Below are 13,034 nucleotides of genomic sequence, written 5' to 3' on the forward strand. Positions count from 1 at the left end.
AATGCCTATGCTCCTACGGCTGCGTCATAGGCTAAAATGGTCGCCTTGGCGCGCTCGGCAACCTCTGCGGCAGTCATTCCCGGCTTGTAGATGCTGGTGCCGAGGCCAAAGGCCTTGATGCCGGCATCGGTGTATTCGGAGAAGTTCTTGTCGGAAACGCCGCCGACGGCGGCAATGACGAGCTCCGGCGGCAGGATGGCGCGGATCGCATTGATGCCGGACGGGCCGAGCACGCTTGCCGGGAAAAACTTCAGGCCGGTGGCGCCGGCGCGCGCTGCGGCAAGCGCTTCCGTCGGCGTGAAGACGCCGGGCATCGATACCATGTCGTAGCCGCGGGCGCGGATGATGACGTCGGGCTCGACATTCGGCGTCACCAGCAGCTTGCCGCCGGCATTGTGCATGTTGTCGACCGCTTCGACCGTCAGCACGGTGCCGCCACCGATCAGCACGTCGGCCGGTGCCATCTTCGCGGCGATCTCGATCGACTTGAAGGGCTCCGGCGAGTTCAGCGGGATCTCGATCGCCTGCAGGCCGTTTTCGATCAGCGCGCCGACGACGCCAGCGGTTTCTTCCGGCTTGATGCCGCGCAGGATGGCGATCAGCGGGCGCTTCATGGAGGGGAAAGGAATACGGTTCATGGCTTTAACTTTCTTATTTTGACCAGATGGCGGCAGCAGCGGCCGAGAGGCCGCGAAGAACGGCCGTATCGGCATCTATCGTCGTGAATTTAAGAGACAGGGATTTGAAGGCGGTTTCGTAAAGCGTCTGCAGGCGGCCGGAGGCAACGAGCGCGATCGGCGTATCGTTGGCGGCATCCGACAGCGCCCCGGCGATTTCGAGCCCGATCAGCGTGCCCGAAATCTTCGCCTGTGCCGCAGCCGGCGTCACGCCATGCAGCAGCTGGCCGGAGCGGGCGGTGAAGAGCAGGTTGGTCGCCATCGCCGGCTGGCGGAAGGCGGCGGTGACGGAAGCCTTGAAGGCGGAGTTGTCGGCCGGCGACTGGTCGGCGCCGGCAACGGCATGGGAGAGGATCGTATGCTTGGTGATCGCGTCGAAAAGCTCGCCGGTCATGAAGGTCGAGAAGCCGATGACCTCGCCGTCCTGCACATGCACCCATTTCGAATGCGTGCCGGGCATGCAGACCGCCTGCGCGCCGCTGCTCTCCGCGCCAAGTGCGCCGAGCAGCTGGGTTTCCTCGCCGCGGATGACATCGGGAGATGCCTTGTCGCGCTGGGCAAGGCCCGGAAGAATGCGGATATCGCGGCTCTGGCCGGGAACGGAGACGGCTCCCGTGAGGATCGACGAGAGCGATGCCGGCACATCGGTGTAACCGGCTTCGACCCAGCCTTGCTTGGCGCCGACCATGCCGCAGGCGATGACCGGCAGATCGGCCGGTGCCGAAACCTTGTCGAGATGTGCGGCAAGCACTTCGGCAAAGCCTGTCTTCGCCGCCACCGTCATGCCCTCGCTGCCGCGGCTTTCGCCGAGCACGCTGCCATCGTCGGCGATCAGCCAGAGCCGGAAACTGCTCGTACCCCAGTCAACCGCGACATATGCGGGTTTTGCCATCAGAAAATGCCTCCATCGACAATCATGGACTGCGCGGTCACTGCCGCCGCGCAATCGGATGCAAGAAATAGACAGGGACCGACGATCGCATCGGCGTTCAGCACCCTTTTCAGGCACTGCCGCTCGACGGTCTTGGCGATCCCTTCCTCGGTGAGCCAGAGCTTCATCTGCCGCTCGGTAACGATCATGCCGGGCAGGATGCAGTTGACGCGGATATTGTCCGGCCCGAGCTTGCCCGCCATGCTCTTCGTCAGGCCGATCACGGCGGCCTTGGCGGTGGAATAGGCCGGGAAATCGGGCATGTTCAGCAGATAGGCGATCGACGACATGTTGACGATCGCCCCGCCGCCCGCTTCGCGCATCGAGGGCGCCACGGCTTGGGCGGTGAAGAACACATGGCGCAGATTGGTCGCCTGGTTGTTGTCCCAGTATTCGGGCGTCACCGTATCGAAATCGTGCCGGTCGTCGCGCGCTGCATTGTTGACGAGAACCGTGATCGGCCCCGACTGCGCCACCACCGCGTCGACGGTCTGGCGGATCGCCTCGATGTCGCGAAGATCGGCCTTGAAGAAGTGCACGGGATGCTCGCTGTCGCGCGAAAGCCGCAGGGAAAGCGCGCGGCTCCCGTCTTCGGCGACATCGATGAAGGATACTTTTGCACCCTGACGCGCGAAGCCCTCGACGATCGCCGCGCCGATGCCCGATCCGCCGCCGGTCACCAGAACCGTGCGATCCCTGAATTCCGGAAACTGTGCCGATACGCCCGTCACCGCATTCCTCCCGAAGTTCCATTATTTGGAACTTAATTTGACTATGTGGAATTATCGATTTACGCTGGCCTTTCTGTCAAGACCGCAGGCGGTCACAACGGTAGGCGATCGATGGCTCCGCGAAAAGGCACGGAAGGCGAAAACGACACCGGAACCCTCGGCAAGCTGATGGTTCTGCTCGATCTGGTGACCCATGCCGAAAGGCCGCTGCGCTTCACGGACATTTTGGCGCAGGCCAACCAGCCGCGCGGCACGCTGCATCGCCAGCTCGGGCATCTGGTGGAGGAGGGGCTGCTGGAGCTCGATGGAGACGGCCGCTACTCGCCGGGACTGCGCCTGCTCGATCTCGCCGCCCGCAGCTGGGCGAAGAACGAATTCCGCCTGATCGCAGAGCCGCATCTGCGCGCCCTGCAGGCGATGAGCGGCGAGACCGTCCATCTCGGCGTGCTGCGCGGCACCTCGATCATCTATCTCGACAAGGTGGAAGGGCAGCAGTCGGTGCGCATGTATTCGCAGATCGGCAATGCCTCGCCGGTCTATTGCACCGGCGTCGGCAAGGCGGCTCTCTCCGTGCTCCCCGACGCCACCGTTGCCGCGCTTGCGGCCGCCATCCCGTTCCAGCGCTTCACCGAACACACGCTGGCTTCAGCCGAAAGCCTGCTCGCCGAGCTTTCCGATATCCGCAGGAAGGGCTGCGCCTTCGACCGGGAGGAGCACGAACAGGGCATCCGCTGCGTCGCCGCGCCGATCTGGACGGCCGATCACAGTCTGGTCGGCGGCGTCTCGATCACCGGCCCCGCCTACCGGCTGACGATGGAGCGGCTTGCCGAGTGGGCCGGCCCCGTCCGAGCGGCGGCCGAAAGCATCATGGAAGGCATGCGCATCCGTCTCGGTCCGCGCCGGTAACGCGGGCGTGATGGCTTCATCGGGTGGACGCAAAAGAAGAGCATGCTTATGATGAGGACCATATTGAGATTTGGTGGCGAATCACACCAACTGCGATAACTCGCAAAAGAGATACAAGCTTCGACCGGCCGTGCATTTTAAGGCCGGGAGACCATATTTTTTCAATAGGTTTAGCAATTTAGCAGCGCAGTTGATCTGAACCGCAAGCTCGGGAAGATGAAGAATAGATGGCCTTGTCTCAAGCATCCGATCAGACGGATGAATACGTCCAGGAGATAGCGGGTCTGAAGACCCAGTTCGATATCTTCCGTTTCATGAAGCGCGTGACGGATGCTTTCGGCAGCCGCGCCTTCATGGTCCTCAACCTGCCGCCGATTACCTCCTTCGAACTGCAGAGCACGACCGTCATTACCAGCTGGCCGGCAGAACTTCTGTCGCTGTACGATCAGGAAGGGCTGATGATGAACAGCCCGGTGCTGCGCCGCCTGCGCACCTCGTCGCTGCCCTTCTTCCATGACACCTCGAAGGGCTGGGTCCGCGACGACGGCAAGTCGGCGATGGTGGCTGGGCTTTTCGAGCGTTTCCGCATGGTGCGCTGCGCCTATTTCCCGACGCACGAGCCGTCGGGCCTGCGCGGCGCCGTCTCCTTTGCCGGAGATCGCGAGCCCTACACGCCGGAAGAGATGCGTAATCTCTCCTATATCGCCATCCACGTCTTCGACCGGCTGGCCGAGATCCGCAATCTCGACAACCGGCTGACCGATACGCTGACCGATCGCGAAGTCGATTGCCTCAACTGGACGGCCGCCGGCAAGACCAGCGCCGAAATCGCCGATATCCTCGGCCTCTCCGAGCATACGGTGAACCACTATCTGAACCGCGCGACGAAGAAGCTCGATACCGTCAACCGCACCCAGGCGGTCGCCAAGGCGCTGCGCATCGGCCTGATCAAGTAAGCTGCCGAAAAAATCGGCAGCGCGTCTCAAAGATGGGCAGCCGGATCAGCCGCTGTCCTTTTCCCGGGCATCGCCCCAATCCGCACGGCGGGCCCATTTGAAAGCGGCGCCGTCTCTCTTCGAATAAATCTGCTCGGCCGCGCTGCCATCCTCGCGGCAGAGCTTCAGCCGGATGACGCTGCCCGAACCCTGCGGCGGCGCAATGACGCGTGCCTCCGGCAGGGGCGAGGGGACGCGGCTGGCGGCGATGAAAATATACTTCTCGTCTTCCCATGGCACGTCCGCATCCTTGACCAGCCGGTGGATTTTCGAGCGGGCGACGCGGCGCGAGAAGTGGCACCAGTCGGGCGCCACGATCGGACAGTCCTTGGCATGCGGGCAGGGCGCCACGATATGCGCGCCCTTCGACAGCAGCACGTCGCGTGCCGCCAGAATCCGCTCCCACCCTGCCGGCGTCCCCGGCTCGATGATCAACAGCGTATCCGATGTCAGCGTCCACAGCTTGCCGATCGACGCGGCGATCTGATGCGGCTCGATCTCGTCCAGTACATAGGCGAGGGTGACGAGATCGGCCGGCGCGATGTCAGGCAAGGCCTTGATAAGATTGCCATCCAGCCAGGTGGAGGCAACTTCCAGACCTTCGGAAAGGCTTTTCCCGGTCTGCCGGATCGCGTCGCTTGCCTCCACCATCGTCGCCTGCTCGATATCGGGCCAGCAGTCGGCGGCCGCCCACAGCGCCGAGCCCGGACCGGCGCCGACATCGATGAGCTGGCGGGGTTCGAAGCCGGGCCGCACCTCGGCGATCATCTCCATCGCCGCGCGGATCGCTGCATAGGTGGCAGGCAGCCGGGCCGCGAGATAGGCCTGCGCCGCCAGCTGGTCGCTGATATGGAAGCTGCCGTCGCGAAGCTCCTGCCGGTAGCGGCTCGAAAGCCGCGCCGAGGCGCGCTTCAGCGCATCGAGCGGCTGGCCCTCCAGCATCGTTTCCACCCGTTCGCGCAATTGTCTCGGCAGTTCCATCGTCGTCGTCCGTTTCGGTTCCGCTGGCCATACAGCCGTGTACCGGTAAAGCCAAGCGCGGCACTTGGCATGCACCTTGCTTCTTATTTGGCAGAGGTCCAGAGGGGACTTTGAAAAGAGCGCCAAAAATGGCGCCGTTTCGGCCAGCCGCCGTCCAGCATTGTCGATGCGTTTCCTCATGCATCCGGTCGCTAGCGGCGGCTGTTGCTTTTTTGTGACGGCAGGTTCGGGATCATCGCCGCCCCCCAATTATTAGTGTGCTTTAGGCTCTGGTCATTTTGGGCCATTGCGCTAGGTGGGTCTGATCGCTTTGGTTTTCGGGGAGACCGTTGCGGCCATCTAGGCGAAAGCCTGGCGGACCAGATGGCCGCAACGGAATTCGATTGCGCGATTTCCGTTTCCCTCAATGATGATTTCGTTTGGCGAAGGCGCAGCCCTCCACTATCTACGTGTCACAAAGATACGCGTGAGGAATGCATGACTGAGGTCACCAAGGAACAGGTTCTCGAAACGCTGAAGACCGTGCGCGGTCCCGATCTCGAACATAATATTGTCGAGCTCGGCATGGTGTCGGATGTCTTCATCTCCGACGGCAAGGTGTATTTCTCGATCACAGTGCCTGCCGAACGGGCAAAGGAGCTTGAGCCGCTGCGTCAGGCCGCCGAGCGCGTCATCAAGGAAATGCCGGGCGTCAAGGGCGCGCTGGTGGCGCTGACGGCGGACAAGAAGGCCGCCTCGGCATCTGCTCCCGCCGCCCGTCCGGCTGCCGCATCGCATGCCGGCCACGATCACCACGGCCATTCCCATTCGCACGCACCGCAGGCCCAGCAGCCGCGCTCCGGCAAGATCGGCGTTCCCGGCATCGGCGCGATCATCGCCGTCGCCTCCGGCAAGGGCGGCGTCGGCAAGTCCACCACCGCCGTCAACCTGGCGCTCGGCCTTCTCGCCAACGGCCTGAAGGTCGGCATCCTCGACGCCGATATCTACGGCCCGTCCATGCCGCGGCTCCTGAAGATCTCCGGCCGCCCGACGCAGCTCGATGGCCGCATCATCAACCCGATGGAAAATTACGGCCTGAAGGTCATGTCGATGGGCTTCCTCGTCGATGAGGAGACCGCGATGATCTGGCGCGGCCCGATGGTCCAGTCGGCACTGATGCAGATGCTGCGCGAAGTCGCCTGGGGCGATCTCGACGTTCTCGTCGTCGACATGCCGCCCGGCACCGGCGACGCGCAGCTGACCATGGCCCAGCAGGTGCCGCTCGCCGGCGCCGTCATCGTCTCGACGCCGCAGGATCTGGCGCTGATCGACGCCCGCAAGGGCCTCAACATGTTCCGCAAGGTGGAAGTCCCGGTTCTCGGCATCGTCGAGAACATGAGCTACTTCATCGCCCCCGATACCGGCACCCGCTACGACATCTTCGGTCATGGCGGCGCTCGCAAGGAAGCCGAGCGCATCGGCGTGCCCTTCCTCGGCGAAGTGCCGCTGACCATGAATATCCGCGAAACCTCGGATGCCGGCACCCCGCTCGTCGCCTCCGAGCCGAACGGCATCGTCGCCGGTATCTATAAGGAGATCGCTGCGAAGGTCTGGGCGGAAGTCGGCGGCCAGCCGCAGCGCGCTGCCCCGGCCATTGTCTTCGAATAGGACAGACGCGGTTTCGTGAGCGCGCGCCGCATACCCCAAATTGCGGGGGAAATGTGGTGAAACCGCGCAGTTCACGTAACACGTCTTGATTATTTCACCGCTTTCCGTCATATGCCCCGCCGTCGCCATGAGGGCGGCTTCTGCAGATGCTCGATGACGGCCGCCTTTTGCCCCAGGGTTCCCGGCCAGCCTGCATGTTCGGAGTTGACTTGTCGGTTGAAGGATTGGTGACTGCGATGCGGTTGAGCACAATGCGCATCCGGCAAATGGCCGGACGCAGCCGGAGTGGTATGAACTTTTTTTATCCGTTTCCGTTAGGCTACAGGGCAGGCGCTGCCCTATCGGCGGCCGCGTAATGGAAGGGCGTGCGATGATGCCGATCATGGCAAGGCGCGAACGCGGCTGGAGACCGGCCCGTTGATCACCGCCTATTGCTCCAATTGCAAATCCGTCGAGATTGGCGATCTGTCGCAGACCGCCGCATTTCCGGATGACGTCGTCTGGATCGACATGGTCGAGCCGACGCGCGAAGAAGAGCTCTACGTCGAAAAAGTGATCGGCATCGAAGTGCCGACCCGCGACGACCTCAAGGACATCGAACCGTCGGCCCGTCTCTATACCGAGGGCGACGCCGTGTTCATGACCGCCTCGCTCGTCTGGCAGGCCGATACATCCTCTCCGACGCTGACCGATGTCGCCTTCATCCTGGCCGGCAACAAGCTGATCACCATCCGCTACGCCCACCCGAAATCCTTCAAGCTGTTCATCGCCGCCCTGCATCGCGTGCCCGAGCAGTGGCGCAACGGCGCTTCCCTGCTTGCCAAGCTGCTCGAGACCATCGTCGACCGCACCGCTGAGATCCTCGAGCTTTCGGTCTCCCGCATCGATATTCTCTCGACCCATGTCTTCGGCGATCGCGCCAAGAAGGTCCGCAAGCCGTCGAACTATCTGGAAGAGAAGCTCCGCGACATCGCCGCCCATCACCGGCTGGTCAGCAAGGTGCGCGACAGCCTCGCGTCGCTGTCGCGTCTGTCGAGCTTCTTCTATGCGCTGCCGGCCGTGCAGCAGGACCAGGCCACCAAGGAACTCTGCCGCACCGTGTCGCGCGATATCCAGTCGCTGAACGAGCACGCATCCTTCATCGCCGGCAATATCACCTTCCTGCTCGATGCTTCGCTTGGCCTGATCAACATCGAACAGAATTCGATCATCAAGATCTTCTCGATCGCATCGGTGGTGTTCTTGCCGCCGACGCTTGTCGCATCCATCTATGGTATGAATTTTGAATTCATGCCGGAATTGCATTTCGCGGCGGGCTATCCCTATTCGCTGGCCCTGATGGTCATCTCCGCCGTCATTCCGTTTTTCTTTTTCCGCTGGAAAGGCTGGCTCTGAGGAGCCTGTTTGTTACTTCATGTCCGACGAAAGTCATTCGCACGACAGCAACATGACGCCGCGCAAGCTCTTCTATCTTGCGCTCGGCTCCGTTGGCGTCGTCTATGGAGATATCGGTACCAGCCCGCTTTACGCCTTCCGCGAAGCGCTGAAGCCGGTGGCCCAGGACGGTCTCACCCGCTTTGAAGTCATCAGCCTCATTTCGCTGATGATCTGGGCGCTGACCATCATCGTCACCATCAAATACGTGCTGCTGCTGCTGCGCGCTGACAACGAAGGCGAAGGCGGCACGCTGTCGCTGCTCGCCTTGCTGATGAAGACGGCCAATGGCCACACCGCGATCCTCGTCGCCCTCGGCCTGACGGGCGCCGCGCTCTTCCTCGGCGACGCGATGATCACGCCGGCGCTGTCGGTTCTGTCGGCGGTCGAAGGTATCAAGCTCGTGGCGCCGAATGCCTCGCCCTATATCGTGCCGATCTCGGTGGCGATCCTGGTTGGCCTTTTTGCCTTTCAGTCACGCGGAACGGGCACCATGGCCCGCTTCTTCGGCCCGATCACCGCGCTGTGGTTCATCGTCATGGCGGTCGTCGGCCTGTCGCATATCTCCGACGACTACGGCATTCTCGCCGCCTTCAATCCCTATTATGCCGTCAGCTTCCTGCTGAACGAAGGCTTCTACGGCATCGTCGTGCTCGGCGCCGTGTTCCTGACGATCACCGGTGCCGAAGCGCTCTACGCCGACCTCGGCCATTTCGGCCGCCGTCCGATCCAGTGGGCCTGGTTCGCGCTCGTCTTCCCGGCGCTGACGCTGAACTATCTCGGCCAGGGCGCGCTCGTGCTCGGCAATCCGGAGGCGATGTCCGATCCCTTCTATCTGATGTTCCCGAAATGGGCGCTGCCCTTCGGCGTCGTGCTCGCCACCTGCGCCACCATCATCGCCAGCCAGGCCGTCATCACCGGCGCCTTCTCGCTGGTGCGCCAGGCGATCAACCTTGGTTTCCTGCCGCGCATGGAAATCCTCTTCACCTCGGAAACCAATACCGGGCAGATCTTCCTGCCGTCGGTCAACGCCATCCTCTTCCTCGGCGTCATGTTCCTGGTGATCACCTTCAAGACCTCGGATGCGCTGGCAACGGCCTATGGCATCTCGGTTACCGGCGCGATGGTCGTCACCACCATCATGGCCTTCGAGTTCGTCCGCACCCGCTGGAACTGGTCGATCCTGGTTGCCTCGATCGTGCTTCTGCCGCTGCTGGCGCTGGAGCTGATCTTCCTCGGCGCCAACCTCTTGAAGATCCACGATGGCGGCTACATCCCGATCCTGATCGCCAGCGCCTTCATCGTCATCATGTGGACCTGGCGCCGCGGCACCGGCATTCTCACCGAGAAGACCCGCCACACGGATATTCCGCTCGCCTCCTTCGTCAGCTCGATCGAGCGCAAGAGCGACCACTCGCCGGCCCATGTTCCGGGCACCGCGATCTTCCTGACCAGCGATCCGGAATCGGCACCCGCTGCACTGCTTCACAATCTGAAGCACAACCACGTCCTGCACGACAAGAACGTCATCCTGACGATCCGCACCGTCAACAAGCCGCGCGTTCCGAGCGTCGACCGCTACAAGGTCGAGCCGATTTCCGAGCGCTTCTCGCGCGTCGAGCTGCAGTTCGGCTTCATGGAAACGCAGAACGTCTCGCAGGCGCTCGCCACTCTGCGCAAGACCGGGCTGAAGTTCGACATTATGTCGACCTCCTTCTATCTCGGCCGCCGCAAGCTGGTGCCGGATGCGAAGTCGGGCATGCCTTACTGGCAGGACCGTCTCTATATCGCGCTCGCCAACGCGGCCGCCAATCCGTCGGATTACTTCCGTCTGCCGGCCAATCGCGTGGTCGAGCTCGGATCGCACGTCATCATCTGACGCGACGCAAAGACATCTTTCAAAGCCCGGCCATCGCGCCGGGCTTTTTGCGTTTCGCTATATGAAAAAATGCTCATGGGAGATTCTGGGACGGCAAATTAACCAACCATCAAGGTTAATGAGAGATTTTCGATACAAAGTTCATGCGTCCCGTGTTCCCGGAGTCTGGCGTTGCGTCGAAAGAGCGTTTCCCTCGGCAAGCTGCGTATTGTGCCCAAAAACTGGGTCTCACCCGCCATCTTCGGCATCTGCGGGTGGCTCGCATTCCCTTCCATCGTCTCGCATGCGGATCTTGCCGCCATGCTCGCCGGCCTCGATGAGAGCCGCGAGAACTGGCGCATGGTCATGACCAATTCGCCGGCCGGCTCCATCCACCAGGCCGAACTCACCTTCGCAGACCCGATCGTGACGGGCACGGTCGCCGCCGGTGCCGGCATGGTTCTGCCCGATGGCCGCAAGGTCGCCTTCGTCGCCGAAGGGAAGGGGCATGAGGACACGACCGATGAGGAGCGCGTCAACCGCAGCCTGAAGAAGGGCCGCATCGTCGCCGTCGAGAAGATGCAGCCGCCGAAGGATTTCACCGCCGGCTCCATTCTCCAGCGCACCAGATTGCTCTTCCAGCCGACCTTCAATCTCAAGGACAAGTCGGCCTTCGTGAAGCCGAAGATCAAGGGCAAGGAAATCGAGATCGCCACGGCCTTCTATAAGAAGGAGCCGATCAAGCCGGAAACCGTGGTGCCGACCTTCCTTGCCGATCTCGTCAACAACGACAAGCCGGATGTGCTGGCAACCGCCTATGCACCGGCAGCACCCGACTATTCCCGCCAGTCCCCCTTCGATTCGATTCTTGCCGACAAGGGCGCCAATGACGGCCGCTTCGTGCCGCAGATCGGCGCCAGGGATCATGCCTGGGCCGCAAGCGTTCTTCCGCCAACGGTGTTTTCCGCCGCCGAGCAGCAATGTCTCGCGTCCGGCATCTATTTCGAGGCCCGTGGAGAATCGGTGAAGGGGCAGGCAGCCGTTGCCCAGGTCATCCTCAACCGCGTTCGCAACCCGGCCTATCCGAAAACCATCTGCGGCGTCGTCTATCAGAACGAAGACTGGCGCAACCGCTGCCAGTTCTCCTTTGCCTGCGACAACATCAAGGATCGCGTGAACTCGCAATATCATTGGCGCATGGCCCGCGAAGTGGCGATGGCGGTGACGGCCGGCAAGATCTGGCTGCCGCAGGTCGGCTCCGCCACGCATTATCATGCGGTCTATGTCCGCCCGAAATGGGCCAAGACCATGGAGAAGGTCGGCCGCATCGGTCTGCACGTCTTCTACCGCACCTATGGCGGCGGCTGGAGCTGAGCGCTGCTAATCTGTGGATTCTCTGCAGCTTCCACCGGCTATAAAGCTGATTCTCCCGCTCGAATTTTGCCAAGCGGCCGAGATTGAGATCAAGTGACTGATATAAAACGATTATTTTATGTCCGGGCACGGGCGCCCTATGCCTTGACTATACCAATCCCTAAAACTATGTTGCGCGCGACTTCAGAACGGGCCGAAAGGTTCTATATTCCATGTCTCTGACGTCCGCGGGACCGGGGTAGCGGGATTGCGGATAGGGATGTAGGAGGAGGAACCATGTCGGATGACCGGGAAGAAAGTCTGGACAGGCGCCGCACGCAGCTGGGAGCAGAGCTCAAGGCAAAGCGTGTAGAGGCGAGAGAGGAACAGGCGAGCGAGGCCCGCGCCGAGGAAAGCCGTAAAGGCTATGCCCAGGCGATGAAGCTTTCGAGCGAATTCATCTCCGCTATCATTGTCGGCGCGCTTCTGGGCTATCTCCTCGACCGTTTTGTCGGCACGGCGCCTTGGGGTTTGATTATTCTTCTGCTTCTCGGATTTTGTGCCGGTGTTTTGAATGTTCTCCGTGCCGCAGGCAAGGTTGCAAAGCCGGAGCCTGGAAACGGAAACGGCAGCAAATAGGGCAGGGCGCGCCAGCGCCTCGTTCATTATGAATGATCCCGCGCCCGCGGGCCAAAGAAGAGAGAACAAGCGGTGTCTAACGATCCGACCCATCAGTTCCTGATCCAGAAGATTGTGCCGATCGAAGTCGGCGGGATTGATTTCTCGTTCACCAACGCTTCGCTCTTTATGGTCGCTTCGGCTGCCGTTGCCGCAGGCTTCCTGTATTTCTCGACCTCGAACCGCGCGATCGTTCCCGGCCGCTCGCAGTCGGTCGCTGAAATGTCTTATGAATTCATCGCCTCGATGCTGAAGGAAGGCGCGGGCACCAAGGGAATGAAGTTCTTCCCGCTGGTCTTCTCGCTCTTCATGTTCGTGCTGACTGCAAACCTGCTCGGCATGTTCCCGTACTTCTTCACCATCACCAGCCAGATCATCGTCACCTTCGCGCTGGCGCTGCTCGTCATCGGCACGGTTCTGGTCTACGGCTTCTATAAGCACGGCTTCCACTTCCTGAATGTGTTTGTCCCGCAAGGCGTTCCCGGCATTCTTCTGCCGCTGGTCGTGGCGATCGAAATCATTTCGTTCCTGTCCCGTCCGATTTCGCTCTCGGTTCGTCTCTTCGCAAACATGCTCGCCGGTCACATTACGCTGAAGGTGTTCGCAGGCTTCGTCGCCTCGCTCGGAGCCCTTGGCGCGCTTGGCATCGGCGGTGCCATTCTTCCTCTCATCATGACCGTCGCCCTGACCGGTCTCGAGTTCCTCGTCGCCTTCCTCCAGGCTTACGTCTTCGCGGTACTGACTTGCATGTACCTCAACGACGCGATCCACCCTGGCGGGCACTAAGGATAACGACATCGACGTCAAAGGGCGTCAGTCATTCGCCGCAACAACCATTTCAAA

12 protein-coding genes are annotated in these 13,034 nt (G+C 61.8%); 8 read left to right on the top strand and 4 right to left on the bottom strand.

Features of this window, described 5'->3' with window-relative positions:
• Window positions 1-5 precede the first annotated feature (5 nt).
• Genes ACEN84_RS14390 through ACEN84_RS14400 form a run of 3 tightly spaced genes read right to left on the bottom strand, consistent with a single transcriptional unit; the run spans window position 6 to window position 2,339 of the window.
• Window positions 6-638, bottom strand: a complete 633-nt coding sequence (locus ACEN84_RS14390; RefSeq protein ID WP_112719125.1) for a 2-dehydro-3-deoxy-6-phosphogalactonate aldolase — start codon at window positions 636-638, stop codon at window positions 6-8.
• Window positions 639-651: 13 nt separating this feature from the next.
• Entirely contained in the window at window positions 652-1,569 is a 918-nt protein-coding gene (locus ACEN84_RS14395) for a 2-dehydro-3-deoxygalactonokinase (protein ID WP_112719124.1), read from the bottom strand.
• Complete coding sequence (locus ACEN84_RS14400; protein WP_413709049.1) at window positions 1,569-2,339, bottom strand: SDR family NAD(P)-dependent oxidoreductase; 771 nt, start codon at window positions 2,337-2,339, stop codon at window positions 1,569-1,571. The genes ACEN84_RS14395 and ACEN84_RS14400 overlap by 1 nt, the downstream gene beginning before the upstream one ends.
• A 111-nt stretch (window positions 2,340-2,450) precedes the next feature.
• Between ACEN84_RS14400 and ACEN84_RS14405 the strand changes: the two genes are divergently transcribed.
• Window positions 2,451-3,245 (top strand): IclR family transcriptional regulator, encoded by a 795-nt coding sequence (locus tag ACEN84_RS14405; protein WP_413709050.1) that lies wholly within the window; start codon window positions 2,451-2,453, stop codon window positions 3,243-3,245.
• Window positions 3,246-3,472: 227 nt separating this feature from the next.
• Window positions 3,473-4,201 (top strand): helix-turn-helix transcriptional regulator, encoded by a 729-nt coding sequence (locus ACEN84_RS14410; protein WP_112719121.1) that lies wholly within the window; start codon window positions 3,473-3,475, stop codon window positions 4,199-4,201.
• 45 nt (window positions 4,202-4,246) lie between these two features.
• Here the strand turns inward: ACEN84_RS14410 and ACEN84_RS14415 are convergent, their stop codons facing one another.
• Window positions 4,247-5,221 carry a small ribosomal subunit Rsm22 family protein gene (locus ACEN84_RS14415; protein ID WP_413709051.1) on the bottom strand — a complete coding sequence of 325 codons (975 nt, stop codon included), beginning with the start codon at window positions 5,219-5,221 and terminating at the stop codon, window positions 4,247-4,249.
• Window positions 5,222-5,698: 477 nt separating this feature from the next.
• On the opposite strand from ACEN84_RS14415, the gene apbC reads away from it, so the two are divergent.
• The 6 genes from apbC to ACEN84_RS14445 all read left to right on the top strand — a co-directional run bounded on the left by apbC (window position 5,699) and on the right by ACEN84_RS14445 (window position 12,977).
• The gene (gene apbC / locus ACEN84_RS14420; protein ID WP_413709052.1) at window positions 5,699-6,868 is read left to right on the top strand and encodes an iron-sulfur cluster carrier protein ApbC; all 1,170 of its coding nucleotides are present in this window, start codon (window positions 5,699-5,701) and stop codon (window positions 6,866-6,868) included.
• A 417-nt stretch (window positions 6,869-7,285) separates the two neighbouring features.
• Window positions 7,286-8,263: a magnesium transporter CorA family protein gene (locus ACEN84_RS14425; protein ID WP_130278700.1), complete on the top strand. Its 978-nt coding sequence runs from the start codon at window positions 7,286-7,288 to the stop codon at window positions 8,261-8,263.
• 19 nt (window positions 8,264-8,282) lie between these two features.
• The gene (locus ACEN84_RS14430; protein ID WP_112719117.1) at window positions 8,283-10,181 is read left to right on the top strand and encodes a potassium transporter Kup; all 1,899 of its coding nucleotides are present in this window, start codon (window positions 8,283-8,285) and stop codon (window positions 10,179-10,181) included.
• Window positions 10,182-10,352: 171 nt separating this feature from the next.
• Window positions 10,353-11,534, top strand: a complete 1,182-nt coding sequence (locus tag ACEN84_RS14435; RefSeq protein ID WP_413709053.1) for a cell wall hydrolase — start codon at window positions 10,353-10,355, stop codon at window positions 11,532-11,534.
• 276 nt (window positions 11,535-11,810) lie between these two features.
• Window positions 11,811-12,152 (top strand): AtpZ/AtpI family protein, encoded by a 342-nt coding sequence (locus ACEN84_RS14440; RefSeq protein ID WP_112719115.1) that lies wholly within the window; start codon window positions 11,811-11,813, stop codon window positions 12,150-12,152.
• A gap of 72 nt (window positions 12,153-12,224) precedes the next feature.
• Window positions 12,225-12,977, top strand: a complete 753-nt coding sequence (locus ACEN84_RS14445; RefSeq protein ID WP_112719114.1) for a F0F1 ATP synthase subunit A — start codon at window positions 12,225-12,227, stop codon at window positions 12,975-12,977.
• Window positions 12,978-13,034: the final 57 nt, after the last annotated feature.

It is taken from the genome of Rhizobium sp. Rhizsp82 (assembly GCF_047325115.1).
Taxonomy (GTDB): domain Bacteria; phylum Pseudomonadota; class Alphaproteobacteria; order Rhizobiales; family Rhizobiaceae; genus Rhizobium.